Source organism: Microbacterium sp. zg.B48 (assembly GCF_024623505.1).
In the GTDB taxonomy this organism is placed as follows: Bacteria; Actinomycetota; Actinomycetes; order Actinomycetales; family Microbacteriaceae; genus Microbacterium.
On the sequence record NZ_JANJFE010000010.1, the window covers coordinates 130,215 to 156,255 of the forward strand.

At 69.0% G+C, this 26,041-nt stretch carries 24 protein-coding genes; 23 read left to right on the top strand and 1 reads right to left on the bottom strand.

Going from position 1 to position 26,041, the window contains the following annotated elements:
- Positions 1 to 37 precede the first annotated feature (37 nt).
- From murF to NQ152_RS07980, 20 genes are all read left to right on the top strand, one after another.
- On the top strand, positions 38 to 1,450 hold the full coding sequence (gene murF / locus NQ152_RS07885) for a UDP-N-acetylmuramoyl-tripeptide--D-alanyl-D-alanine ligase (protein WP_257523593.1): 1,413 nt from the start codon (positions 38 to 40) through the stop codon (positions 1,448 to 1,450).
- A complete protein-coding gene (gene mraY / locus NQ152_RS07890) occupies positions 1,447 to 2,547 on the top strand; it encodes a phospho-N-acetylmuramoyl-pentapeptide-transferase (RefSeq protein WP_257501802.1) in 1,101 nt (366 codons plus the stop codon). The genes murF and mraY overlap by 4 nt, the downstream gene beginning before the upstream one ends.
- Positions 2,544 to 4,094, top strand: a complete 1,551-nt coding sequence (murD, locus tag NQ152_RS07895; protein WP_257523594.1) for a UDP-N-acetylmuramoyl-L-alanine--D-glutamate ligase — start codon at positions 2,544 to 2,546, stop codon at positions 4,092 to 4,094. Before mraY ends, murD begins: the two co-directional genes overlap by 4 nt.
- Positions 4,045 to 5,322: a putative lipid II flippase FtsW gene (gene ftsW / locus NQ152_RS07900; protein ID WP_257523595.1), complete on the top strand. Its 1,278-nt coding sequence runs from the start codon at positions 4,045 to 4,047 to the stop codon at positions 5,320 to 5,322. Before murD ends, ftsW begins: the two co-directional genes overlap by 50 nt.
- A gap of 38 nt (positions 5,323 to 5,360) precedes the next feature.
- Positions 5,361 to 6,440, top strand: coding sequence for a UDP-N-acetylglucosamine--N-acetylmuramyl-(pentapeptide) pyrophosphoryl-undecaprenol N-acetylglucosamine transferase (locus tag NQ152_RS07905; RefSeq protein WP_257523596.1), 1,080 nt, complete (start codon positions 5,361 to 5,363; stop codon positions 6,438 to 6,440).
- A gap of 100 nt (positions 6,441 to 6,540) precedes the next feature.
- Positions 6,541 to 7,962, top strand: a complete 1,422-nt coding sequence (murC, locus tag NQ152_RS07910) for a UDP-N-acetylmuramate--L-alanine ligase (RefSeq protein ID WP_257523597.1) — start codon at positions 6,541 to 6,543, stop codon at positions 7,960 to 7,962.
- 227 nt (positions 7,963 to 8,189) lie between these two features.
- On the top strand, positions 8,190 to 9,026 hold the full coding sequence (locus tag NQ152_RS07915; protein ID WP_257523598.1) for an FtsQ-type POTRA domain-containing protein: 837 nt from the start codon (positions 8,190 to 8,192) through the stop codon (positions 9,024 to 9,026).
- 174 nt (positions 9,027 to 9,200) lie between these two features.
- The gene (ftsZ, locus tag NQ152_RS07920; protein ID WP_257501808.1) at positions 9,201 to 10,349 is read left to right on the top strand and encodes a cell division protein FtsZ; all 1,149 of its coding nucleotides are present in this window, start codon (positions 9,201 to 9,203) and stop codon (positions 10,347 to 10,349) included.
- Between the two features lie 45 nt (positions 10,350 to 10,394).
- A complete protein-coding gene (locus tag NQ152_RS07925; RefSeq protein WP_257523599.1) occupies positions 10,395 to 11,078 on the top strand; it encodes a YggS family pyridoxal phosphate-dependent enzyme in 684 nt (227 codons plus the stop codon).
- 33 nt (positions 11,079 to 11,111) lie between these two features.
- Complete coding sequence (locus NQ152_RS07930; protein WP_257501810.1) at positions 11,112 to 11,573, top strand: cell division protein SepF; 462 nt, start codon at positions 11,112 to 11,114, stop codon at positions 11,571 to 11,573.
- A 25-nt stretch (positions 11,574 to 11,598) separates the two neighbouring features.
- The gene (locus tag NQ152_RS07935; protein ID WP_257501811.1) at positions 11,599 to 11,898 is read left to right on the top strand and encodes a YggT family protein; all 300 of its coding nucleotides are present in this window, start codon (positions 11,599 to 11,601) and stop codon (positions 11,896 to 11,898) included.
- Positions 11,899 to 11,994: 96 nt separating this feature from the next.
- The gene (locus tag NQ152_RS07940) at positions 11,995 to 12,582 is read left to right on the top strand and encodes a DivIVA domain-containing protein (RefSeq protein WP_257501812.1); all 588 of its coding nucleotides are present in this window, start codon (positions 11,995 to 11,997) and stop codon (positions 12,580 to 12,582) included.
- 9 nt (positions 12,583 to 12,591) lie between these two features.
- Positions 12,592 to 13,272 (top strand): signal peptidase II, encoded by a 681-nt coding sequence (gene lspA / locus NQ152_RS07945; protein WP_257501813.1) that lies wholly within the window; start codon positions 12,592 to 12,594, stop codon positions 13,270 to 13,272.
- A 1-nt stretch (position 13,273) separates the two neighbouring features.
- On the top strand, positions 13,274 to 14,194 hold the full coding sequence (locus NQ152_RS07950; protein WP_257523667.1) for an RluA family pseudouridine synthase: 921 nt from the start codon (positions 13,274 to 13,276) through the stop codon (positions 14,192 to 14,194).
- 77 nt (positions 14,195 to 14,271) lie between these two features.
- The gene (locus NQ152_RS07955) at positions 14,272 to 14,841 is read left to right on the top strand and encodes a GNAT family N-acetyltransferase (protein ID WP_257523600.1); all 570 of its coding nucleotides are present in this window, start codon (positions 14,272 to 14,274) and stop codon (positions 14,839 to 14,841) included.
- A gap of 105 nt (positions 14,842 to 14,946) precedes the next feature.
- Positions 14,947 to 18,417: a DNA polymerase III subunit alpha gene (dnaE, locus tag NQ152_RS07960; protein WP_374113577.1), complete on the top strand. Its 3,471-nt coding sequence runs from the start codon at positions 14,947 to 14,949 to the stop codon at positions 18,415 to 18,417.
- Positions 18,418 to 18,545: 128 nt separating this feature from the next.
- Entirely contained in the window at positions 18,546 to 19,607 is a 1,062-nt protein-coding gene (locus tag NQ152_RS07965; protein ID WP_374113578.1) for a hypothetical protein, read from the top strand.
- A 32-nt stretch (positions 19,608 to 19,639) separates the two neighbouring features.
- The gene (gene hisD, locus NQ152_RS07970) at positions 19,640 to 20,953 is read left to right on the top strand and encodes a histidinol dehydrogenase (RefSeq protein WP_257523603.1); all 1,314 of its coding nucleotides are present in this window, start codon (positions 19,640 to 19,642) and stop codon (positions 20,951 to 20,953) included.
- A gap of 25 nt (positions 20,954 to 20,978) precedes the next feature.
- Complete coding sequence (gene nrdR, locus NQ152_RS07975) at positions 20,979 to 21,458, top strand: transcriptional regulator NrdR (protein ID WP_257501818.1); 480 nt, start codon at positions 20,979 to 20,981, stop codon at positions 21,456 to 21,458.
- 32 nt (positions 21,459 to 21,490) lie between these two features.
- Positions 21,491 to 22,519 carry a quinone-dependent dihydroorotate dehydrogenase gene (locus tag NQ152_RS07980; protein WP_257523604.1) on the top strand — a complete coding sequence of 343 codons (1,029 nt, stop codon included), beginning with the start codon at positions 21,491 to 21,493 and terminating at the stop codon, positions 22,517 to 22,519.
- On the opposite strand, the gene NQ152_RS07985 is transcribed toward NQ152_RS07980, so the two are convergent.
- Positions 22,516 to 23,082 (bottom strand): DUF3043 domain-containing protein, encoded by a 567-nt coding sequence (locus NQ152_RS07985; protein WP_257501820.1) that lies wholly within the window; start codon positions 23,080 to 23,082, stop codon positions 22,516 to 22,518. The genes NQ152_RS07980 and NQ152_RS07985 overlap by 4 nt on opposite strands.
- 46 nt (positions 23,083 to 23,128) lie before the next feature.
- Between NQ152_RS07985 and NQ152_RS07990 the strand changes: the two genes are divergently transcribed.
- The 3 genes from NQ152_RS07990 (at position 23,129) to coxB (ending at position 26,040) form a co-directional block, all read left to right on the top strand.
- Positions 23,129 to 24,529, top strand: a complete 1,401-nt coding sequence (locus tag NQ152_RS07990; RefSeq protein WP_257523605.1) for a dipeptidase — start codon at positions 23,129 to 23,131, stop codon at positions 24,527 to 24,529.
- Positions 24,530 to 24,627: 98 nt separating this feature from the next.
- The gene (locus NQ152_RS07995) at positions 24,628 to 24,993 is read left to right on the top strand and encodes an iron-sulfur cluster assembly accessory protein (RefSeq protein WP_257501822.1); all 366 of its coding nucleotides are present in this window, start codon (positions 24,628 to 24,630) and stop codon (positions 24,991 to 24,993) included.
- 153 nt (positions 24,994 to 25,146) lie between these two features.
- Positions 25,147 to 26,040: a cytochrome c oxidase subunit II gene (coxB, locus tag NQ152_RS08000; RefSeq protein WP_257501823.1), complete on the top strand. Its 894-nt coding sequence runs from the start codon at positions 25,147 to 25,149 to the stop codon at positions 26,038 to 26,040.
- Position 26,041 lies beyond the last annotated feature (1 nt).

Consider the following 26,041-nt stretch of genomic DNA (forward strand, 5'->3'; position numbering starts at 1 on the left):
CGGCGCACGAGCAGCATCCCTTCCGGCCGGAGAATCGATGATCGCGCTCACTCTTGCTCAGCTTGCCCACGTCCTGAACGGACGGCTCGAACTCGCCCCCGGCGTCGCACCGGAGGCGGTCGTGTCCGGGGACGTCGACACCGACTCGCGACTGATCCGACCGGGCGGCATCTTCGTCGCCAAGCCCGGTGAGGTCACCGACGGACACGTGTTCGTCGACGCCGCCGTCGAACGCGGCGCCGCCGTGGCGATCGTGGAGCGTGTGGTGGCGGCATCCGTCACCCAGGTGGTGGTCGCCGACGCCATCGCGGCCCTCGCCGACCTGGCCCGCCACGTCGTCGCAGAGGTCCGGAAGACCGGCGACCTGCGCATCGTGGGGATCACCGGCTCCAACGGCAAGACCACGACGAAGAACCTGCTCGCTCGCATCCTCGAGGACGAGGGCGAGACCGTCGCACCCCGGGCCTCTTTCAACAACGAGGTGGGCGCGCCGCTGACGATGCTCCGCGTCACCCCCTCCACCCGGTTCCTCGTCAGCGAGTTCGGCGCCAGTGGCCCGGGGGAGATCGCGCGGCTGGCCGGGCTCGTCGAGCCCGACGTCGCCGTCGTGCTCATGGTGGGGATGGCGCACGCCGGTGGATTCGGCGGCATGGAAGCGACGTTCGCGGCCAAGTCCGAGCTGGTTCGGGCGATTCGTCCCGGCGGTTTGACGGTGCTCAACGCCGATGACCCGCGGGTGGCCGCGATGGCGCCGATCGCCGCGGAGCAGTCCGCCGGCGTCCGCTGGTTCGGTCGGGGTCCCGGTGCGGACGTCCGGGCGGACGATGTCGTCGTCGGGGGCGACGGCACCCGCTGTGTCGTCACCGCGGACGGCGTGTCCGCCCCGCTGCACCTGCGTGTCCTCGGTGAGCACCACATCATGAACGCCCTCGCCGCCATCGCGACGGCCACCGCGCTGGGCGTGCCGCTCGCGGAGTGCATCACGCGTCTGGAGACGGTGCAGCTGGCCGAGCGATGGCGCATGCAGCCGCTCGGGTCCGAGCGTGTGCGCATCATCAACGACGCCTACAACGCCAGTCCCGATTCCATGTCTGCGGCGCTGCGCACCCTCGCGCAGATCACCGGTCCGGGCGAGCGCACCGTCGCGGTGCTGGGCGCGATGAGCGAGCTGGGCGAATACGCCGACGAGGAACACGATCGCGTCGGACTGCTGGCGGTGCGTCTCGGCATCCAGCGGATCGTCGTGGTCGGAACCGACGCGCGCCGGATGTACCTCGAGGCGATCGCGCAGGGCTCGTGGGACGCCGAGGCCGTCTTCTTCGCCACCGCGGACGAGGCGTACGAGTATCTCCTCGGGGAGTTGCGGGACGGGGACCGGGTGCTGGTGAAGTCGTCGAACGCGGCGGGCCTGCGGTTCCTCGGCGATCGTCTGGGAGAATCGTTCTCGTGAGATCACTTCTGACGGCGGCGGCGATCTCCCTGGCATTCAGTCTCTTCCTGACGCCGGTCTTCATCCGGCTGTTCCGCAAATGGGGCTGGGGTCAGGTGATCCGCACCCCCGAGAACATCCACAATCCCAGCCACGGTGAAAAGCGCGGCACGCCCACCATGGGCGGCACCATCTTCATCGTCGGCACCATCGTCGGCTATTTCGTGGGCACGTGGACGGGCAACAACCCCCCCACCGTGTCCGGGCTCCTGGTGCTGTGGCTCATGGTCGGACTCGGCGCGGTCGGCTTCATCGACGACTACATGAAGGTGCACCGCCAGCGCAGCCTCGGGCTGAGCGGCTGGCGCAAGATCGTCGGACAGGTGATCGTGCTCGTGCCGTTCGCGATCATCGCGCTGAACTTCCCCAACAAGGTCGGGCAGACGCCGGCCGCGGCCTACGTGTCGGTGTTCCGCGACGTGCAGGTGCTGTCCTTCATGGCACTCGGCCCGATCCTGGGATGGCTGCTCTACCTGGCGTGGATCTCCCTCATCGGCGTGGCGGCATCCAACAGCGCCAACGTGGCGGACGGGCTGGACGGACTCGCCGCCGGCGCCGGCATCTTCATGGTCGGCGCGTACAGCCTCATCGCCTTCTGGCAGTTCCAGCAGGTGTGCACCGGCGGCCCGGAATTCCTCAGCGCCTGCTATCCGACCCGAGATCCGCTGGACCTCGCGATCGTCTCGGCCGCCTTCGCCGGCTCGCTGATCGGGTTCCTCTGGTGGAACGCACCCAAGGCCAGCATCTTCATGGGAGACGTCGGGTCCATGGGTATCGGCGGAGTCATCGCGGCGATGGCCATCCTCACCCGCACCGAGATCCTGCTGGTCCTGGTCGCCGGGGCATACGCGCTGGCCTCGGGCTCGGTCATCGCCCAGCGGCTGTACTTCAAACTCACCCGCGGCAAACGCCTGTTCCTGATGAGTCCGTTCCACCACCACCTCGAGATGCGCGGGTGGCCCGAGATCACGATCGTGGTCCGCATGTGGATCATCTCCGGGATGCTGGCGATCTCAGCGGTCGGACTGTTCTACGTCGAATGGCTCTCACGCGCATGACCACGCCTCGACTTGATTCCCTGAACAGCTGGCGCGCCGACTGGGCAGGCCTGCGCGTCGCGGTGCTCGGCCTGTCGGTCACCGGGTTCTCGGCCGCGGACACCCTCGCCGAGCTCGGAGCCGACGTGCTCGTCGTCTCCGAGTCCGCCGACCCGGAGTACGAGCGGCTGCTGCCGGTCATCGGCGTCCGGTCCTGGTTCGGTCCGCTCGCGAGCGTCCCCGACCAGCTCGTCGCGTTCGCTCCCGAGGTGATCGTCGCCTCACCGGGGTTCGCGCCGCGTCACCCCGTCATCGAATGGGCGCGCGCGTCCGGCATCGCAGTGTGGGGCGACATCGAGCTGGCCTGGCGCGTGCGCGACAAGGTCCCGCGGCCGGACGGCAGCCCGGCCGAGTGGGTCCTGATCACCGGGACGAACGGGAAGACGACCACGACACGGCTGGCCGCGACCATGTTGCTCGAGGGCGGGTTGCGGGCGGCCCCGGTGGGCAACATCGGAACGCCCGTGCTCGACGCGGTGCGCGACCCGGCCGGCTTCGACGTGCTGGTCGTGGAGCTCTCCAGCCACCAGCTCTGGTACCTCGGGCTGCAGACCGGTCCCGCTCCCGTCTCGCCCTACGCCAGCGTCTGCCTGAACCTGGCCGACGACCACCTCGAATGGCACGGCTCCGCCCAGGCGTACCGCGACGCCAAGGCGCACGTCTACGACCACACGCGCGTGGCGTGCGTGTACAACAAGGCGGATGCCGAGACGCGCCGCATGGTCGAGGACGCCGAGGTGGTCGAGGGTGCGCGCGCCATCGGGTTCGATCTGGGCGTGCCCGGGCCGAGCGATCTCGGTGTGGTCGACGGGATCCTCGTGGACCGGGCGTTCCTGGAAGACCGGCGCACCAGCGCGCTGGAGCTGACCACTGTCGCCGAACTCGATGCGCACGGACTGGCCGCCCCGCACATCGTCGCCAACGTCCTGGCCGCCGGCGCGCTGGCCCGGTCGCTGGATGTCCCGCCCGCTGCGATCCGCGGCGCACTGCAGGAATTCCGCCTCGACCCGCACCGCATCCAGATCGTCGAGACGGCGGACGGGGTGACCTGGGTCGATGACTCCAAGGCGACGAATCCGCACGCTGCGGCATCCTCCCTGGCCGCCTACCCGGGGTCGGTCTGGGTCGTCGGGGGAATGCTCAAAGGCGTGGACATCTCCGAGCTCGTCGCCGGACGGGGCGCCGGCGCGAAGGCGGCGATCGTGATCGGTGCCGACCGGACGGCGGTGGTCGCGGCGTTCTCGCGACACGCGCCCGCGGTGCCGCTGTTCGAGGTGGACGCCGATGAGACTGAACAGATCATGGCGCGGGTTGTCGAACTGGCAGCCGGGATCGCACGTGCCGGGGACGTCGTACTGCTCGCCCCCGCCGCAGCATCCTTCGACCAGTTCACCTCCTACGCCGACCGCGGCCGGCGGTTCGCCGCTGCGGTCAGAGAGCTGATCGGAAGGGAGAACGGTGACCACCACGACTCCCAGACCGACCCCCCTTCCGCCGACCGAGCCTGATCCGCAGGCGCGCCGCGGCCTCGCCGCTCGGGTGTCCCTCGGTCGCGTGTTCGCACCGGTGCCGAGTGAGTTCCTGCTCCTGGCGTCCACCGCACTGCTGCTGACCGGATTCGGCCTGGTGATGGTGCTGTCGGCCACCTCGGCCACCGCGACGGCCGCCGGCGACCCGCCCTACGAGGAGGTCATCAAGCAGGTGGTCTTCGCGGTCATCGGCATCCCGCTGATGTTCGTCGCGAGCCGCCTGCCGATCGCCTTCTGGAAGCGCATCGCGTGGCCGGCGCTGATCGGCTCGGTGCTGTTCCAGCTGCTGGTCTTCGTTCCCGGTCTCGGCGTCGAGGCGAACGGAAACCGCAACTGGATCCTGATCGGCGGGTTCCAGTTCCAGCCTGCCGAGTTCCTCAAACTGGGCCTGGCGCTGTGGATGGGCTACGTGCTGTTCCGCAAACAGACCCTGCTCGGGCTGTGGCGGCACGTCTTCATCCCGGTCGTACCGGTCGGGGCGCTCGTGATCGCGACCGTCCTGGCCGGAAGCGACCTGGGCACGGCGATGATCCTCGTGCTCATCCTGCTCGGCGCCCTGTTCTTCTCCGGCGTCAAGCTGCGGATCTTCATCCTGCCGCTGATCGCCTCCGTCGCGGCCGTCGCCGCCCTCGCCGTCACCAGTCCCGACCGCATGCGACGGATCATGAGCTTCCTGGACACCAACTGCCTGGCGGACTACTTCAACAGCTGCTACCAGCCGCTGCACGGCATCTGGGGGCTCGCCGGTGGCGGGGTCTTCGGCCTGGGCCTGGGCAACTCCAAGGCGAAGTACTGGCTGCCCGCCGCGGCCAACGACTACGTCTTCGCGATCGTCGGCGAAGAGCTCGGACTCATCGGCTGCGCGGTCGTGCTGAGCCTGTTCGCGCTGTTCGCCGTCGGTGCCTTCCACGTCATCCGCAAGACGGACGACCCGTTCGTGCGGATCGTGTCCGGTGCGATCACGGTGTGGATCGTCGGCCAGGCCCTGATCAACATCGGCGTCGTGCTGCGCCTGTTCCCGGTGCTGGGCGTGCCGCTGCCGTTCATGTCGCAGGGTGGCACGTCACTCGTATCGGTGCTGCTGGCCGCGGGGGTGCTGCTGTCGTTCGCGCGCACGCTGCCGGCCGCGGAGGCGCGACGTCAGGCCGCCATTCAGCGCGCCGCCGCCCGACGCCGGCGCGCCGCAGGTTCCGCGCCCACGAGGTGACGGGGCTGCGGAGGCGTACCGGTCGGTAAACTTGCCCGGTGACGACGTACCTTCTTGCCGGTGGCGGCACCGCCGGGCACGTCAACCCGCTGCTGGCCGTGGCCGACACCCTGCGGGCACGCAACGCCGAGGACCGCATCCTCGTCCTGGGCACCCGTGAGGGGCTGGAGGCTCGCCTGGTTCCCGAGCGCGGCTACGAGCTGCTGCTGGTGGACAAGGTGCCCTTTCCGCGCCGCCCCGACCGAGCCGCAGCCACCTTCCCGCTGCGCTTCCGGCAGGCCATCGCGCAGGTGCGCTCGCACATCCGCGAACACGGCGTCGATGTGGTCGTGGGCTTCGGGGGCTACGCGTCCGCACCCGCATACGTGGCAGCGCGCAATGCGCGCGTGCCGGTCGTCGTCCACGAGGCGAACGCGAAGCCGGGCATGGCCAACCTCCTCGGCGCTCGGCGCGCCGCCGCGGTGGGAGTCGCCTTCGCCGGCACCCGGCTGAAAGGCGGCCGGGTGGTCGGGATGCCGCTGCGGCGCGAGATCGTGGAGCTTGACCGTGCCGCGCTGCGCCCGCAAGCGGCAGCGCACTTCGGTCTGGATCCTGCCCGACCGACCCTCCTCGCGTTCGGGGGGTCCCTCGGCGCCCAGCGCCTCAACGAGGCGTTCGCCGGCGCCTGGCGCGATGTGCTGGATGCCGGCTGGCAACTGCTCCACGTGACGGGGGAGCGTTCGGACCTGCCCGATCCCGGCGCCGCCGGCTACGCGGTCCGGCGGTATGTCGATCGGATGGACCTCGCGTTCGCCGTGTGCGATCTGATCGTCGCCCGCGCGGGCGCCGCGACCGTGAGCGAGATCAGTGCACTCGGAATCCCGGCCGCCTACGTGCCCTACGCGGTCGGCAACGGGGAGCAGGCGCTGAACGCCGCATCCGCGGTGCGCGCCGGAGCGGCTGTCCTGATCCCGGACGCAGACTTCACCGCGGACCGGATCCGGGCGCAGGTGATTCCCCTCCTGAACGATCCGGCGCGGCGGGCGGCGATGACGGATGCCGCGGCATCCGTCGGCAGCCGGACCGGCGCCGAGAACGTCGTGGCCCTGATCGACGAAGCGCTCGGACGGCGTCCGTAGTCCGCGATCCGGCCGGCGCGAGTGACTGCCGCGGCGGGGACCGGAGAGCCCAGCGCGCCGGAGGCAACCCCTCAGGCAGCCAACTTAGGATGAACGAGTCATGATCAGACCCGACCTCAGCCTTCCCCTTCCCGAGCGCATCGAAGCCGCTCATTTCATCGGCATCGGCGGGTCGGGCATGTCGGGGCTCGCCCGCATGTTCCTCGAGCGCGGCATCCGCGTGTCCGGCTCGGACCGCGCCGGCAGCCAGGCGCTGCGCGACCTCGCCGAGCTCGGCGCCACCGTGCACGTGGGGCACGATGCGGCCAATCTCGGCGACGCCGACACCGTCATCCACACCGGTGCCATCTGGCCGGAGAACCCGGAGTTCGTCACGGCGAAGGAGCGCGGGATGCCGGTCATCCACCGCTCGCAGGCGCTGCACTGGCTGATCGGCGGACGCCGGCTCGTCTCGGTCGCGGGCGCCCACGGCAAGACCACCTCCACCGGAATGCTCGTCACGGCCCTGCAGGCGCTGGGGGAGCAGCCGACGTTCGTCAACGGCGGCGTCATCGCCCAGCTCGGCGCTTCCAGCGCCACCGGATCGGATGACCTCTTCGTCATCGAGGCGGACGAATCCGACGGCACCTTCCTGCTCTACGACACCTCGATCGCGCTGATCACCAACGTGGACCCCGACCACCTCGACCACTACGGCTCGGATGATGCGTTCGTCGATGCGTTCGCGAACTTCGCGAACCGCGCGGGCGAAGCGGTGGTGATCTCCGCGGACGACCCCGGAGCACGTGACGTGACCGGGCGCCTCACCCACCCGAACCTCCTCACCTTCGGCACGTCGCGCACCGCCGACGTCCGCGTCACCGACCTGCGCACCGACGGGCCGGTGTCCTTCACGATCAGTCACGGTCCGGCATCCGCCCGGGCCCGTCTGGCGATCCCGGGCGCGCACAACGCCATCAACGCGGCAGGCGCGGTGGCCGTGCTGCTGACGCTCGGGCACGACCTCACGGCCGCCGTCCGTGCCGTCGAGGGATTCGAAGGAACAGTGCGCCGTTTCGAACTGCACGGCGTCGCCCGCGGCGTCAGCGTCTTCGACGACTACGCGCATCACCCGACCGAGGTGGCTGCGGCGCTCGTCGCCGCGCGATCGGTCGTCGGGGACGGGCGGCTCATCGCCATCCAGCAGCCGCACACGTACTCGCGCACGCAGCAGATGTACCGCGAGTTCGCCGAGGTGCTGGAGCAGTACGCCGACCACACCGTGATGCTGGACGTGTTCGGTGCACGGGAGGATCCGATCCCCGGAGTGACCGGCGAACTGGTGTCGGCGGCGTTCGCCGACCCCGACAACGTGCACTACGTCGCCGACTGGCAGCAGGCGGCCCAGTACACGGCCACCGTGGCGCGAGCCGGCGACTACGTCATCACGCTGGGCTGCGGAAACGTCTATCAGATCATCCCGCAGGTGCTGGACGCGCTCTCGCAGACTCCGGCCGTCGCAGCCGCCGGTCCGGCGGAGTAGCAGACGTGCGCCGGCCGACGCCGCTCCCGCCCCCGGCGGATGGATCGACCGAGATCGTCCGCCGCACGGCGGCGCGCCGGGACGCCGAGGAACCGTCGGCGCCGTCTGCGAGCCCCGCTGATGCGGCACCGCCGGAGGAGCCGTCCCACGCAGAGCCGGCCCACGCAGAGCCGGCCCACGCAGAGCCGGCCATCGCGCCGATCATCCCGTTGGCGGCGCCGCCATCGATGCAGCGCCCTGCTGCGATCCCGACCACCGTCATCGCGGACGCCGAACCGACGACCGGCGAAGACGGCGCACCGGTGCGGATCAGAGACGTCTGGTCGGCTGCTCGCGCGCGCAGGAAGGCGCTTCGCGCGGAGGTGCGCCGATTCACCGGTCGGCAGCGGCGCAAGCGAGCGCTGTGGCTCGGCGGCGCGGCAGCAGTGGTCCTGCTGGTCCTGGCGACTCTGGGTGCCGCGTACAGCCCGCTGTTCGCCGTCGAGCAGATCCGCGTCGTGGGAGCGCAGCAGCTGGACGCGCCGGCGGTCGAGGCCGCGCTGTCCGAGCAGATCGGCACGCCGCTGCCGCTGGTGGACGAGAGCGAGGTCAAGGCCGCCCTCGTCGGGTTCCCGCTCGTGGAGTCGTACACGCTGGAGGCCCGACCGCCGCACGAACTGATCGTGCGCATCGTCGAACGCACGCCGATCGGTCTCATTCAGACGCGAGCGGGCTACACGCTGGTCGATGCCGCCGGCGTGGCGCTGTCGACCTCGACCACCCCCGCCCCGGGACGACCACTGGTCACCGTGGAGGGCGGCACCGACTCCCCGGCGTTCGCCGCGCTCGGCAAGGTGATGCGGTCGCTGCCGGAGTCGATCCTGGTGCAGGTGACCGCCGTCTCGGCCACCACCCCGGACGATGTCACGCTCACTCTGGGCGCGTCCAACGCTCAGGTGGTCTGGGGCAGCGCCGAGGACTCCGCGCTGAAGGCGCTGGTCCTGGAGACGACGATGGCGGCCCGCCCGCCGGCCGACGTCAGTGTCTACGACATCTCTTCGCCCAGCGCGATCGTGGTGCGCTGAGCCCCTTTCTCACCGGCTTGGGCACGGGATAACGCGACACGCCCGCGACGCTCCCGGTCGTGTGGTGGCGGCCGCATACTTTCAGACCAAGGGAATTGCATACCGGGCAATTCTTTATACCTCTACTTGAGGTTGAGGGTTTTCCATTCAGGTGCAGGACAGACGGAGGCCGGCATGAGCCAGAACCAGAACTACCTCGCGGTGATCAAGGTCGTCGGCGTCGGCGGCGGCGGCGTGAACGCGGTCAACCGCATGATCGATCTCGGTCTGCGGGGCGTCGAGTTCATCGCGATAAACACGGACGCGCAGGCGCTGCTGATGAGCGATGCGGACGTCAAGCTCGACGTCGGACGCGAGCTGACCAGGGGACTCGGCGCCGGTGCCGACCCCGAGGTGGGCCGGCGTGCGGCCGAAGACCACGCGGAGGAGATCGAGGAGGCGCTGCGGGGCGCCGACATGGTCTTCGTCACCGCGGGCGAGGGCGGCGGCACGGGCACCGGTGGGGCTCCGGTCGTGGCCAAGATCGCCAAGTCCATCGGCGCGCTGACGATCGGTGTCGTCACCAAGCCCTTCTCGTTCGAAGGACGTCGGCGCCAGAGCCAGGCCGAGACCGGTGTCGCCAAGCTGAAAGAAGAGGTCGACACCCTCATCGTCGTGCCGAACGATCGGCTGCTGGAGATCAGCGACCGCGGCATCTCGATGATCGAGGCCTTCGCGACCGCCGACCAGGTGCTCCTGGCCGGTGTGCAGGGAATCACCGACTTGATCACCACACCCGGACTGATCAACCTCGACTTCGCCGACGTCAAGTCGGTCATGCAGGGCGCAGGCTCCGCGCTCATGGGAATCGGATCGGCGCGGGGCGCGGATCGGGCCATCAAGGCCGCCGAACTCGCCGTCGAATCCCCGCTGCTGGAGGCGAGCATCGAAGGCGCCCACGGGGTTTTGCTCTCCATCCAGGGCGGATCCAACCTCGGCATCTTCGAGATCAACGATGCCGCGCAGCTGGTCAAGGAAGCCGCGCACCCCGAGGCGAACATCATCTTCGGAACGGTCATCGACGACACGCTGGGCGACGAGGTCCGCGTCACCGTGATCGCCGCCGGCTTCGACAACGGCGAGCCCACCCTCCGGCTCGACCCGGTCACCTCCTCGCGCGTCCTGCCGGCAGCCCCGGTCATCCCGGCGACCCCCGCCGTGGATGCGGCCAAGGAGCCGGTGCGCGAGAGTGAGCCCGTTCCGGTCGGCGCCGCCGTCCCCGACACGAGCTACGACTCGGCCTTCGGCGACGACGACCTGGACATCCCCGATTTCCTGAAGTAGTCCTCCGGGACTCCATCAGATCCGCCGTCGACAGTCCGAGGACCCTTGACTCTTGCCGAACGGCTCGCGCGCGTCGATGCCGGGATCGCCGACGCCGCCCGCGCGGCTGGCCGCGATCCCGGCTCGATCACGCGCATCGTGGTGACGAAATTCCACCCCGTCTCAGTGGTCGAGGAGCTTTACGCGCTCGGCGTGCGTGACGTGGGCGAGAACCGCCAGCAGGAGCTCACCGAGAAGGTGCACAGCGCCGGCGATCTCGACGACCTGCGGTGGCATTTCATCGGGCAGGCGCAGACGAACAAGGCCAAGGCGATCCGCGCTGCCGCATCCGTGGTGCATTCGGTGGACCGTGCGAAGATCGCGAACGCCCTGGATTCCGCCGCCGACAGCGACGCCGCGGTGCTCGAGGTGCTGCTGCAGGTCAACCTCACGGACGACCCGGCGCGTGGGGGAGTCGCCCCAGCCGATCTGGAGCGCCTGGCCGAGCACGTGGGCGGATGCCGGAGCCTGCGCTTGCGCGGGGTGATGGCCGTGGCTCCGCTCGACGAGGAGCCGGCGCGCGCGTTCGCCCGCCTGTCCGGCTACGCGGATCGGGTGCGGGCGATCATGCCCGAAGCCACATGGATCTCGGCCGGAATGACGGCGGATTACGCCGATGCGATCGCCGCAGGCGCGACACACCTGCGGATCGGGTCGGCAATCACGGGCCCGAGGCCCGTGCACGGTTAACCTCGGAACAGACGAGCACACACGGAGGATGCGATGTCGAACCCCCTGAAGAAGACAATGGTGTACCTGGGCCTTGCTGACGAGGAAGAAGTCTATGACGAGCCCGATCCACAGCCGACGGGCCGCAAGTCCGTCACCGCAGTCGAGAAGACCGCGCCGGTGACGCCGCTGCATCGCCCGACGGTCGTGCGCCAGGTGGCTCCCGCGGCGATCAGCGAGATCCTCACGGTGCACCCGAAGCAGTACCGGGACGCGCAGGTCATCGCCGAGAATTTCCGCGAGGGCATTCCGGTCATCATCAACCTCTCGCAGATGAGCGACGCCGACGCCCGGCGTCTGATCGACTTCGCGAGCGGCCTGTCGCTGGGGCTCTACGGCCGCATCGAGCGGGTCACGAGCAAGGTCTTCCTGCTCTCCCCGGAGAACGTCGCCGTGTCCGGTGACGGCGCGGTCGCGCAGGCGGACCCGGAATCGGTCCCGTTCGCTCAGCAATAGGTCGCGGCGCTGATACAGTCGTCTTGTGAATATCGTTGGCGCGATCGCCACGATCCTCAACAGCGTCCTCCTGCTCTATGTGCTCGTGCTGCTGGTGCGGCTCGTGCTCGACTGGGTACCCTTCTTCAACCGTGAGTGGCGTCCCAAAGGCGCCGGCCTCGTGGCTGCGGAGCTGGTGTATACGGTGACGGACCCTCCGATCAAACTCTTCCGTCGTTTCATTCCGCCACTGCGCGTGGGCGGAATCGGCATCGACTTCGGTTTCACCCTGACGATGCTGCTGTGCTTCGTCCTGCTCGCGGTGACGCGGACGCTCGCGGGGTAATTCCCGCGCGGCTATGCTTGCCTGTACGAACGCCGGAAATCGGCGGAGCGGCCCCCGACATCGGCTCGCGACCAGACGCTCGAAAGAGGAATCACCATGGCATTGACCCCCGATGACGTCGTCACCAAGCAGTTTCAGCACGTCCGTTTCAAGGAGGGTTTCGACCCCGATGAGGTGGACGACTTCCTCGACGAGATCGTCGTGGAGTGGCGCAAGTCCATCGCAGAGGCCGACGAGCTGAGGGCCAAGCTCGCCGCCTACGAGTCCGGTGCCGAGGCACCCTCGACCCCCGCGGTCATCGAGCAGGCGCCTGCGCCCGCTCCGGCTGCCGAGGCGGCTCAGAGCGGCACCGCTCCCGCCGCTGCCAGCGCAGGCATCATCGAACTGGCACAGCGCCTGCACGACGAGCACGTCGCCGAGGGCATCGCGCAGCGCGACAAGCTGATCGCCGACGCTCAGGCGCAGGCGGCGACCATCGTCTCGGAGGCCGAGACCAAGGGTCGCGAAGAGATCGCGCGCCTCGACAAGGAGCGCTCGATCCTCGAGAACCGCATCACCGAACTGCGCAACTTCGAGCGGGATTACCGAGCTCAGCTGCGCGGCTACATCGAGGGCAAGCTGCGCGACCTCGAGACCACGGGCACGACGTCGGGTTCCACCCCGGTGTCTGCCATCGGCCTCTAAGCCGGCCTTTTGACAGGCCGAGCCCCCCTTCACAAGGCGGCGGCCGGCACCATCATCGCGGTTCTCGCGGTGCTGGTGCTGGCCGCTGACCAGTTCTCGAAGTACCTCGCAATCCAGAACCTCCCGCCTCAGCAGACGGTGCAGGTGCTCGGCGACTTCCTGAGCTTCTATCTGGTGCGCAATCCGGGCGCGGCATTCTCGCTCGGCGAGGGCGTCACCTGGATCTTCACCATCGCACTGGCCGTGGTGGCCGGGGTGATCGTGTGGCTCGCCGCCACCCGCGTGCGCTCCCGCCTGTGGGCCGTCGTGCTGGGACTGCTCCTGGGCGGCGTCCTGGGCAATCTCGCGGATCGCGCGTTCCGCGAACCGGGCTTCGCCGTCGGGCACGTGGTCGACTTCATCAACACGCCGTGGATGTGGTTCTGGACCAATCCGGCGATCTACAACGTCGCCGACATCTTCATCGTGACGATGATGATCAGCGTCGCTCTGCTGGTGCTGCTCGGCCTGCACCTGGACGGCACCCGTGATGCCCGCCGGCACGCCGCGGACAGCATCCCGCCACGCGATGGCGACGATGTCGTCGCCGGCGGCGGTGCGGTCGCCGTCGAAGGCGATCAGTTCCCGGCCGGGAACCCGGATGCCGGGATCCCCCGGAACCGCGAACCCCGGCGTGACGCGGACGGCTGAGATGGAATCCCGGAGTCTTCCCGTACCGGACGGCCTCGAGGGCACGCGGGTGGACGCGGCACTTGCGAAGATGCTCGGCTTCTCGCGCACCTTCGCTGCCGAGGTCGCCGACGCGGGCGGCGTCGCGATGGACGGTCGCGGACTGACGAAGTCCGACCGGCTGCGCGCGGGCTCGTGGCTGGAGGTGTCCTGGACGCCCAAGGAAGAGCCGCGCGTGATCCCACTGGCGGTGCCGGACCTGGGCATCGTGTACGACGACGACGACATCGTGGTGGTCGACAAACCCAGCGGAGTTGCCGCGCACCCCTCGCTCGGCTGGGACGGCCCGACCGTGCTCGGGGCCCTCGCAGCCGGCGGCATCCGCACCGCCACGACCGGAGCCGCGGAGCGGCAGGGCATCGTCCACCGGCTGGACGTGGGCACCAGCGGACTGATGGTCGTGGCGAAGACGGAGCACGCATACATCGCGCTGAAGCGCGCTTTCAAGGAGCGCGAGGTCGAGAAGATCTATCACGCCGTGGTCCAGGGGCATCCGGACCCACTCACCGGAACCATCGACGCGCCCATCGGGCGGCATCCCTCCCATTCGTGGAAGTTCGCCGTCACACCCGACGGCAAGGACTCGGTCACGCACTACGAGACGCTGGAGGCGTTTCCGCGAGCCGCGCTGCTGGAGATCCACCTGGAAACCGGCAGGACGCACCAGATCCGCGTGCACATGGCAGCGCACCGGCATCCGTGCGTCGGCGATCCGCTCTACGGGAGCGACCCGACGCTGGCAGGCCGGCTGGGTCTGACCCGCCAGTGGCTGCACGCGCGGGAACTGTCCTTCACGCACCCGGCGACGGGGGACTGGGCGACCTTCACCTCCGAGTACCCGGCCGACCTCGCGCACGCCCTCGAGGTGCTGCGCGGCGAGTGATCCCGGGCGCCGGGGACGTGCACGGTCCGCGTTCGGATCGGAGACGCGCCGTCGGCGGCTGGTGGAACGATGGCCGCATGGGAATCGAAGTCCGGCCGGCCGCGCGGTTCGCCGACCTGCAGACGATGCTCGGGCCGAAACGGTCCGACGCGGATGTCTGCTGGTGCTTGAGCTATCGCCTCGGTGCGAAGGAGAATCGGGAGCTGCGCGGACCCGCGCGGGCGGCGAAGACGGCGGCGCTGCTGGAGGCGGGACCCCCGGGCGTGCTCGCCTACCGGGACGACGAGGTCGTCGGGTGGGCGGCGATCCATCCGCGCGCAGACACGTCGTTCGCGACCAGCCGCAAGATCCCGCACGTCGACGACCTGGACGTGTGGTCACTGTGGTGCGTCCGCGTCCGCCCGGGGCATCGGGGAGAAGGCATCTCGCACGCGCTGGTCGCGGGAGCGGTCGTCTTCGCCCGCACGTCCGGTGCGCCGGCGGTCGAGGCGTATCCGGTCGACAACCGGGGTGCGAAAGTCGACCTGACGATGGCCTACGTCGGCACCCGCCGCCTGTTCGAGAAGGCAGGATTCACGGAGGCCGCCGATACCGACTCGGTGCTCAACGGGTTCCCGCGCGTGCTCATGCGCCTCGACCTGCGCTGAGGCGACAGCCCGGGCGCGGTGGGCCTCGGCGTCGGTGCCCGAAGGTAGTCTCGATCCGTGGCAGCCGACTCCTTCGTTCACCTTCACGTGCACAGTGAATACTCGATGCTCGACGGCGCAGCACGCGTCAAACCGCTGATCGATGAAGCCGCAAAACAGGGGATGCCGGCGATCGCCGTCACCGACCACGGCAACACCTTCGGCGCGTTCGAGTTCTACAAGACCGCCACCGAGGGCGGGATCAAGCCGATCATCGGCATGGAGGCGTACGTCACACCTGGGACGCATCGAGCCGACAAGGCCCGTGTGCGGTGGGGCAGCCCCGACCAGAACGACGATGATGTGTCGGGGTCCGGCGCCTACACGCACATGACGCTGCTCGCCGAGAGCAACGAGGGACTGCACAACCTCTTCCGGATGTCCTCCTACGCATCCCTCGAGGGCTACTACTTCAAACCGCGGCTGGACCGCGAACTGCTCCAGACCTACGCCAAGGGCGTCATCGCGACGACCGGCTGCGTCGGCGGCGAAGTGCAGACCCGGCTGCGGCTCGGCCAGTATGACGCGGCCAAGGCGGCCGCGGCGGAGTTCCGCGACATCTTCGGCAAGGACAACTTCTATGCCGAGGTGATGGACCACGGAATCGACATCGAGCGGCGCACGATGAACGACCTGATGCGTCTGGCCAAGGAACTGGACCTGCCCCTCGTGGCGACCAACGACCTCCACTACACGCATCAGCACGATGCCAAGAGCCACGCGGCGCTGCTGTGCGTGCAGTCCGGCTCGACCCTGGATGATCCCAAGCGGTTCAAGTTCGAGGGCGAGGAGTTCTACCTCAAGACACCGGCGCAGATGCGCCACATCTTCCGGGACAACCCCGAGGCGTGCGACAACACGCTGGCGATCGCGGAGCGCGTCGATGTCCGCTTCGACACCAGCGCGAACTACATGCCGCGCTACCCGGTCCCCGCGGGCGAGACCGAGCAGAGCTGGTTCGTGAAGGAGGTCGAACGAGGACTGCATGTCCGCTATCCCGCCGGCATCCCGGCCGAGGTGCGCGCGCGGGCCGACTTCGAGACCGACGTCATCGTCCAGATGGGCTTCCCCGGCTACTTCCTCGTCGTCGCGGACTTCATCAACTGGGCCAAAGAGAACCGCATCCGGGTGGGTCCCGGTCGTGGGTCCGGCGCCGGTTCGATGGCCGCCTACGCGATGCGCATCACCGACCTGGACCCGCTGCAGCACGGGCTGCTCTTCGAGCGCTTCCTGAACCCCGACCGCGTCTCGATGCCCGACTTCGACATCGACTTCGACGACCGCCGTCGTGGTGAGGTGATCCAGTACGTCACTCAGAAGTACGGCGACGAGCGCGTCGCGCAGATCGTCACGTACGGCACCATCAAGGCCAAGCAGGCGCTCAAGGACGCCGGACGCGTGCTCGGCTTCCCGTTCAGCATGGGGGAGCGACTCACCAAGGCCATGCCGCCCGCGGTGATGGGCAAGGACATGCCCCTCGAGGGGATGTTCGACACCAAACACCCCCGTTTCAAAGAGGCCTCCGAATTCCGCGCTCTGATCGAGACCGACAGCGAGGCGAAGACCGTCTTCGACGCCGCGGTGGGGCTGGAGAACCTGAAGCGGCAGTGGGGCGTGCACGCGGCCGGCGTCATCATGTCCAGCGAGCCGCTGATCGACATCATCCCGATCATGAAGCGGGAGCAGGACGGCCAGATCGTCACCCAGTTCGACTACCCCGCCTGCGAGGCCCTCGGGCTGATCAAGATGGACTTCCTCGGGCTGCGCAACCTCACGATCATCGACGATGCGCTGGACAACATCGCCGCCAACCGCGGCGAGACGCTGGTGCTCGAGGATCTCGCCCTGGATGACGCGGACTCGTACGAGCTGCTCTCACGTGGCGACACGCTCGGCGTGTTCCAGCTCGACGGCGGCCCGATGCGCAGCCTGCTGCGCCTGATGAAGCCGGACAACTTCGAAGACATCTCCGCAGTCATCGCCCTGTACCGGCCCGGGCCGATGGGTGCGAACTCGCACATCAACTACGCGCTGCGCAAGACCGGCCAGCAGCCGATCACGCCGATCCACCCCGAACTCGAAGAACCCCTCGGCAATATCCTCGACACCAGCTACGGCCTGATCATCTATCAAGAGCAGGTGATGGCCATCGCCCAGCGGGTCGCCGGGTTCAGCCTGGGGCAGGCAGACATCCTCCGCCGCGCCATGGGCAAGAAGAAGAAATCGGAGCTGGACAAGCAGTACGAGGGCTTCCACGCGGGCATGCGCGAGAACGGGTACTCGGATGCCGCCGTCAAGACGCTCTGGGACATCCTGCTGCCGTTCTCGGACTACGCGTTCAACAAGGCGCACTCGGCCGCGTACGGCCTGATCGCGTACTGGACGGCGTATCTGAAGGCGCACTATCCCGCCGAGTACATGGCGGCGCTGCTGACCAGCGTGGGCGACGCCAAGGACAAGCTCGCCGTGTATCTGAACGAGTGCCGCCGGATGGGCATCAAGGTGCTTCCGCCGGATGTCGGTCAGTCCATCCGGTACTTCGCCGCCGTGGGCGAGGACATCCGCTTCGGCCTCGGAGCGGTCCGTAACGTCGGCACCAACGTGGTGGATGCGATCGTGGCCTCCCGCCAGGCGGAGCCGTTCGCCTCGTTCCACGACTTCCTCGCCAAGGTGCCCATCCACGTGGCGAACAAGCGCACGGTGGAGTCGCTGATCAAGGCCGGCGCGTTCGACTCGCTCGGGGCGACGCGACGGGCCCTGATGGAGATCCACGAGGACGCCGCCGAAGCGGCCGTCGAAGTCAAGCGCAAGGCCGCGACCGGGGCGATCGGATTCGACTTCGACAGCCTCTACGACCAGACCGAGGAGCCGTTGCCGGCCAAGGTCCCCGATCGTCCGGAGTGGACGAAGAAGGACAAGCTCGCCTTCGAGCGCGAGATGCTGGGCCTGTACGTGTCCGACCACCCGCTGGCCGGGCTCGAGATCGCCCTCGCCAAACACGCCTCCATCAGCATCCACGATCTTCTCGCTTCGGAGGACCTCCCCGATGGCGAGCAGGTCACCGTGGCCGGTCTGGTGACCAGTGTTCAGCATCGCGTGGCGAAATCCAGCGGCAATCCGTACGGGCTGATCACAATCGAGGACTTCGACGGTGAGGTGACGGTCATGTTCATGGGCAAGACCTACACCGAGTTCCAGTCCATGCTGCAGGCCGATTCCATCCTCGTCGTCCGCGGCCGCATCTCCCGCCGTGACGACGGCCTCAACCTGCACGCAGTGTCGGCGGTATCGCCGGATCTCGGTGCGGTGGACGCGTCCGGTCCGCTGGTGCTGGCGATCCCGGAGCACCGAGCGACCGAAGGGCTGGTCATCGAACTGGCCCAGGTCCTGCACCGTCATCGCGGCTCCACCGAGGTGACGCTGCGCCTCCATCGGGGCAACGCGGCGAAGGTGTTCGACGTGCCGCACCCGGTGCGGGTGACCGCGGATCTGTACGGCGAGCTGAAGGGCCTGCTCGGTCCGCAGTGCCTGGGCTGAGTCGCCCGAACCGGCGATCCGCCGACGCGGGCCGATGCCTCGCCGAGCCGTCCGAGTCTCATTGCCATCTGAGGAGCCGCCGGTAGGATCGGCTCGACGCGCTCCGCGAAAGCGGCCGGAAAGGATTCATCGTGACTGACGACCAAGTGGGCGAGAGCACTGCACCCGAGAACGTCGACACGGCGCCCGGCGAGCAGCCGCAGTACGGCGTCGGGCCTTTTTCGGTGCGTGAGGTCGCGCTCGTCGGAGTCTGGCTCGTGGCATTCGTCGTGTCGTTCTTCTCCATCGCCAGTCAGCAGGCGATGGCGCAGCTCCTCTTCGGCGGTTCGGTGTGGACCAACGGTCTGGACTGGGTCCTCACGATCGCTCTGCCCACCGTCGCGGTGTTCCTGATCGTCCTGCGGCGGTTCTCACCCGACGGGATCCGACGGGTGGGCTCCCTTGGGATCGACCAGTTCGCGTCGGTGGCCTTCTCGGTGTCCGCGGTCGTCTGGCTGACCCTGCTGTGGCGCAACGTCGCCGTGGCGGTGGAGTCGAGCGTCTGGATCTACGGCTGGGTGGTCTGGGTCGAGTTCTTCCTGATGCTCGCTGGAGTCGTGCTCACCGTTTTCGCCCCGCTGATTCCGCCGCTGTCCGAAGACTTCGCGGGGCGCCGCGAGGTCGTGGCGCACCGGAATGCGCGGCCGATCCGTCCGGTGGTGGCCCGCCCGCCGCGCGAGCGCCAGGCGCCCGCCGAGGACTCCGCGGGTCTCGCCGGGGCAGCGGGAGCCGGTGCGCCGACCGAATACGGCGACACGCGCGTTCCCGGCTCGCCGTACACCGACTCGTCCTACCCCGATTCCTACACGGAGCCGTTGGACACCGAGGACGGCGACGGGTCCCAGAGCGCGGCCGAGCAGATCTTCGCCGACGCGGACGGGTGGGCGCCGGCTCAGGCCCGCGACACGTTCGAACCTGTCGAAGAGGTGTCCGAGATCACCGAGTACGAGCCGCACCCCAGTCATCAGGCGTTCTGGGCGTTGGCTCCTGAGGAGCGCGACGTGCTGGACGAGCGCGGCGTGCCGATCTTCCGGGTCGGGCCGACGGCGTGGGCGCTCGTGCTCGAAGACCGCGGCGAGGTCTTCGTCGTCCGGCACGAGGACGGGCGGGTCGGGTACCTGCACGACGTGTCCGGCGTGATGCGCGGCTGAGCAGCCACCGCCGATCGCGATACCGTAAAGGAATGCTCCGCACGATCGACCTCCGCGGTCGCGCCCTCTCGCCGGCCGAATTCCTCGCCGCCGTCCCGCGCGCCACCGCCGCCCGTGAGGAAGCCCTCGCCACCGCCACGACCCTCGTCGCCGACGTCGCCGCGCGCGGCGAAGCGGCGCTGCGCGAACAGGCCGACCGGTTCGACGCCGCCCGCGGCCACGACATCCGCGTTCCGGCCGCCCACCTCGAGGAGGCCCTGGCGGGACTGGATCCGTCCGTCCGTGCCGCACTGGAGGAGGCGATCGCGCGTGTGCGTCGCGCGTCCGCCGCGCAGGTCCCGCCCGCGACGGTCACCGAGCTGGGCCCGGGTGCGCGCGTGCTGCAGCGCTGGCAGCCGGTCCGCCGGGTCGGACTCTACGTGCCGGGTGGCAAGGCGGCGTACCCCTCCAGCGTCGTCATGAACGTGGTTCCCGCGCAGGTCGCCGGCGTCGCAGCGATCGCCCTCGCTTCGCCCCCGCAGCGGGCGCACGACGGGCGGGTGCATCCGGTGATCCTCGCCGCGGCCCGGCTCCTCGGAGTCGACGAGGTGTACGCAATGGGTGGCGCCGGCGCGATCGGCGCATTCGCGTATGGCGTGGCGAGCCTGGGACTGGATCCGGTCGACGTGGTCACCGGGCCGGGGAACAACTTCGTCGCGGCAGCGAAACGTGCCGTCGCCGGTGTGGTGGGCACGGATGCCGAGGCCGGTGCGACCGAGATTCTGATCGTCGCCGATGACTCTGCCGATCCTCGCCTGGTGGCCGCCGACCTGATCAGCCAGGCCGAGCACGACGAGCAGGCCTCGGCGGTGCTGGTGACGGCATCCGAGCCGCTCGCTGCGGCGGTCGCGCTCGAGATCACGCCCCGCGCCGCCCGGACCCGCCACGCTGAGCGCGTGCGGGCCGCGCTCTCGGGTCCGCAGTCGGCGATCGTGCTCGTGGACGACCTGTCCGCCGCGACCGCGTTCAGCAACGCCTACGCGCCGGAGCATCTGGAACTGCACCTGGCCGACCCCGACCCGGCCGCGTTCGTGCACGCCGGTGCGGTGTTCGTCGGGCCCGACTCCCCGGTGAGTCTCGGTGACTACCTGGCGGGAAGCAACCACGTGCTGCCCACCGGGGGACAGGCGCGCTACGCTGCCGGCCTGTCGGCGGCGACCTTCCTGCGCCCGCAGCAGGTCATCGAGTACGATCGCGCCGCCCTGGCGCAGGTTCGCGAGGGAGTGGTCACGCTCGCCGAGGCCGAAGACCTCCCCGCGCACGGCGAGGCCGTCCAGGCGCGGTTCGAGACGCCGCCCTCCGCGTAGCGGTTTGGCGTAGTCTGTCCAGGCCATGCATTGCCCGTTCTGCCGTCACCCCGACTCCCGGGTCATCGATTCGCGCACCAGCGACGATGGTCTCAGCATCCGCCGCCGCCGACAGTGCCCCGAGTGCGGCGGGCGATTCTCCACGATCGAGACGGCGAGCCTGAACGTCATCAAGAGGTCGGGCGTGATCGAGCCGTTCAGTCGCGAGAAGGTCATGTCCGGTGTCCGCAAGGCCTGCCAGGGGCGACCGGTCACCGAGGGAGACCTGGCCGTGCTGGCACAGAAGGTCGAAGAGGCCGTCCGCCAGACCGGGTCCTCCCAGGTCGACACGAACGAGATCGGTCTGGCGATCCTCGGGCCGCTGCGGGAGCTCGACGAGGTCGCCTACCTGCGTTTCGCCAGCGTGTACCAGGCCTTCGATTCGCTCGAGGACTTCGAGTCCGCGATCGGACAGCTCCGGGACGACCACGCCCGCGTCGAGACCGCCGCGCCCGCGGAATCCTGAACGACCGTCGCAAGCCGATAGCCTGGGGGGCGATGTATCCCCTCCTCTTCCGGTCCGTCCTCGCGCGCATGGATCCCGAATCGGCCCACCACGCCGCGGTGATCGTCATCCGGGTGCTCGGCATTCCGCCCTTCTCCTGGGTGGCGCGCGCTCTCACACGGCCCGCGCCTGCGCTGAGAACGACAGCGCTCGGCCTGAGCTTCGACTCCCCGTTCGGTGTGGCCGCCGGGTTCGACAAGGATGTGGCAGCGGCCCAGGGGCTACATGCCCTCGGCTTCGGGCATGTCGAGGTCGGCACCGTCACCGCGGTAGCGCAGGACGGGAACCCCCGGCCGCGGCTGTTCCGGCTGATCCCCGACCGGGCCGTGATCAACCGCATGGGGTTCAACAACCGGGGTGCCGAGGCTGCCGCCGTGCGCCTGGCGAAGCTGCGCCGCCGTTCCCGGCGCGCCGTGCTCGGCGTGAACATCGGCAAGAGCCGGGTCGTCGATGTCGCCGACGCCGCCGCGGACTATGTGCGAAGCGCGACGCTGCTGGCGCCGCTCGCGGACTACCTGGTCGTCAACGTGTCCTCGCCCAACACGCCAGGCCTTCGCGGCCTGCAATCGGTCCAAACGCTCCGTCCGCTCCTGCAGGCGGTGCGCGACGCGGCCGGTCAGACGCCCCTGCTCGTGAAGATCGCACCCGACCTGCCCGATGACGAGGTCGAGGCGATCGCGCGTCTTGCGGTGGACCTCGGCCTGTCCGGCCTGATCGCGACGAACACCACGATCTCACGCGACGGTCTGCGCACCGACCCGGCGATCGTCGCCGCCGCAGGGGAGGGCGGTCTGTCCGGCGCGCCGCTGAAGCGCCGCGCGGTCGAGGTGCTGCGTCTGGTCCGGGCGACCGTGCCGCCGGAGTTCGTCGTGATCTCCGCCGGCGGTGTCGAGACCGCCGCGGACGTGCGCGAACGCCTGGATGCCGGTGCCACTCTGGTACAGGGCTACACGGCTTTCCTTTACCGCGGTCCGCTCTGGGCGCGCCAGATCAACCGCGGGCTGGCCCGGCTCGGCCGCTAAGCCGGCTTCTGGCCGCGTTTGGCCTGCGGCTTGGGCAGACGCATGAACCGCATCTGGATGATGCGCATCGCCCCGTACCAGCCGAGGCCCTTCTCGATCCGGTCGGCGCCGAACTTCTGACGCGCCGCCTGCTTGACCCGGATGGACGTGATGATCATGTCGCCGATCACGAACAGGATGAAGATCCACAGCCCGATGAACGAGTAGTACTGGATCGCCGGGACCGGGATGAAGGTCGCGAGGATCACGAGCACCATCGCGGGCATGACGCCTTCGCCGATGTGCCAGCCGGAGTCGATGTAATCGCGGACGAACCTGCGCTGCGGACCCTTGTCCCGAACGGGCAGATACTTGTCATCGCCCGCGGCCATCCCCACGCGTGCCTTCTCGCGCTGCGCAGCCATCTCCGCCTTCGCGCGGGCTTTCGCCTCTTTGGTGTCGGCCACCAGCGGGCGCCTGCGGGCCGCCTCGCGCTCAGCGCGGGTGGGCGTCGGCCGTCCCTTGCCGGTGGTCATGTCGGCCGACGCGTCAGCGGGGACGGGGGCTGCGGGTGTCTTGGCCACGTGGAACCTCGGAGTCTCGATAGGGATGCGCCTTAAGATTACCCGCATGACCACTGAGCTGACCCGACAGGATGCTGTGCGCGATGCCGCGGCATCCGGCATCCCCGCCGCCCTCGCCGATCTCGGCGCCCTCGTGCGCATCCCGTCGATCGCGTTCCCCGGTTTCGACGGCGCTGAGGTGCAGCGCAGCGCGGAGGCCGTTGCCGCGCTGGTCCAGGATCTCGGTCTGTTCGAAAGCGTCGAGATCCAGCGCGCCGCCATCCCCGGGACGGATGAGATCGGCAACCCGGCGGTGCTGGCGACGCGGGCTGCGCGCAACGGGCGGCCGACGATCCTGCTCTACGCGCACCACGACGTCCAGCCGGTGGGGGAGGAGTCCCTGTGGGAGTCCGCCCCGTTCACCCCCACCGTCCGCGACGGTCGCCTGTACGGTCGTGGCGCGGCCGATGACAAAGCCGGCGTGATGGCCCACGTCGCATCGCTGCGCGCGCTCAAGGAAGCCCTCGGCGCGGATTTCGATCTGGGTGTGGCGCTGTTCATCGAAGGCGAAGAGGAGGCCGGGTCGCGTTCCTTCGCCCAGTTCCTCTCGGACAACGCCGCGGCGCTCCGCGCCGATGTGATCGTCGTGGCGGACTCGGGCAACTGGGATGCGCGCACGCCGGCATTGACGGTGTCGCTGCGCGGCAACACCCGCTTCACACTCACGGTGCGCACGCTCGATCACGCGTCCCACTCCGGCATGTTCGGGGGAGCGGTTCCGGACGCGATGATGGCCACCGTGAAGCTGCTCGCCACGCTGTGGGATGAGGACGGCGCCGTGGCAGTGCAGGGACTGACCGAACGGGATGCCGAGACGCCGGCGTACAGCGAGGAGACGCTGCGCGACGAGGCGGGTCTGCCGACCGGGGTCAGTCCGATCGGGCGTGGCCAGATCCTCAGCCGCATCTGGAACAAGCCGTCGATCACGGTCACCGGCATCGACGCGCCGAGCGTGGCGAACGCCTCGAACACGCTGAGCCCGGCGCTCTCGGTCGTCCTCAGCGCCCGCGTCGCTCCGGGTCAGCCGGCGCGCGAGGCCTATGCGGCCATCGAGGCGCACCTGCGTGCGCATGCGCCGTTCGGGGCGCAGCTGAGCTTCACCGACCAGGACTACGGTGACGCGTTCCTCGTCGACACGAGCGGGTGGGCGGTCGGGACCGCCCTGGAGGCGCTGCACGAGGCCTACGGGGTCGAGCCGGTGCAAATCGGCGTCGGCGGCTCGATTCCCTTCATCGCCGACCTGATCCGCGAATTCCCGGAAGCTCAGATCCTGGTCACGGGCGTCGAGGATCCGCACTCGCGCGCGCACAGCCCCAATGAGTCGCTGCACCTGGAGACCTTCCGCAACGCCGTCATTGCCGAGGCGCTCCTGCTCGAGAAGCTGGACGCGCGCACGACGTCGCCCTGAATGCGGACTGCTCACATGGGGTTCGAGACCCGCGGGAGTCGGCGGGCGTAGAATCGAAGAACACCCCGCCGCATCCGCGGCCTGTCCGGAGGAGTGCCATGACCGACACTGCACTGTCAACCGACCAGACCGTCCGCGCCCACGGCGTCGGGCTCACCGAGGCCGCCGCGCTCAAGGTGAAGAGTCTCCTCGCCCAGGAAGGGCGCGACGACCTGCGCCTGCGCGTGGCGGTGCAACCCGGCGGCTGCAGCGGGCTGATCTACCAGCTGTACTTCGACGAGCGCTACCTCGACGGCGACAAGACCGTCGACTTCGACGGCGTCGAGGTCATCATCGACGACATGAGCGTCCCCTACCTGGACGGCGCGAGCATCGATTTCAAGGACACGATCGCAGAGCAGGGGTTCACGATCGACAACCCCAATGCTGCGGGCAGCTGCGCCTGCGGTGACAGCTTCCACTGACCCCGAAACATCCGTCTCAGGCCCGGCCGCTCATCGAGCGCCGGGCCTGTTTCGCGCCCTGCGCAGCGGGGTCAAGCTGGGCGGTTGGCCGGAATCAGTTGTGAGGTTGCTCTAGACTGGCAACGTCACAATCGCGACCCGGAAAGGTGCACCGTGCCCTCCAAACGCCGCCTCCGCTGGGCAGGTCTTCCCATCGGAATCGCCTCGGCAGCAGTCCTCGCCGGGTGCACCCCGACCGAACTGCATGGCTACCTTCCCGGTTTCGTCGAAGACGGCACTCCGGCCACCAACCACACCGACATGGTGGCGGGCCTGTGGGTGAACTCCTGGATCGTGCTGCTGGTCGTCGGCCTCGTCACCTGGGGGCTGATGGGCTGGGCTGCGATCGCCTACCGGCGCCGCAAGGGGCAGGTCGGACTGCCGGTCCAGCTGCGCTACAACATGCCGATCGAGATCTTCTACACGGTCGTGCCGCTCATTCTGGTGATCGGGTTCTTCGCCTTCACTGCGCGTGATCAGACCATCTTGGAGACGCAGACCGAGGACCCGGACGTGTCCATCGTCGCGATCGGCAAGCAGTGGGCTTGGGACTTCCAGTACAACGGCGAGGACGATGACAGCGCAGACGCTGTCTGGACCATGGGCGTTCAGGCCCAGCCGGCCGCCAACGGCGACGTCGACCAGGCGAAGCTGCCCACGCTTTACCTGCCCGTCGACAAGTCGGTCAAGATCCTTCTGCAGTCGCGCGATGTCATCCACTCGTTCTGGGTGATCGACTTCCTGTACAAGAAGGACATGTACATCGGCCGGGACAACTACTGGTCCTTCACGCCGACGCGTGAGGGCACGTACGCCGGCAAGTGCGCCGAACTGTGTGGCGAGTACCACTCCGCCATGCTCTTCAACGTCAAGGTGGTGAGTGAGGGCGAGTACGAGGACTACCTCGACACCCTGCGCTCGGCCGGCCAGACCGGCGACATCAACGACGCGTACGACAGGCTTCAGAACGAGCCCGGGACGGGCGCAAGCCCCGAAGGAGACGAGTGAT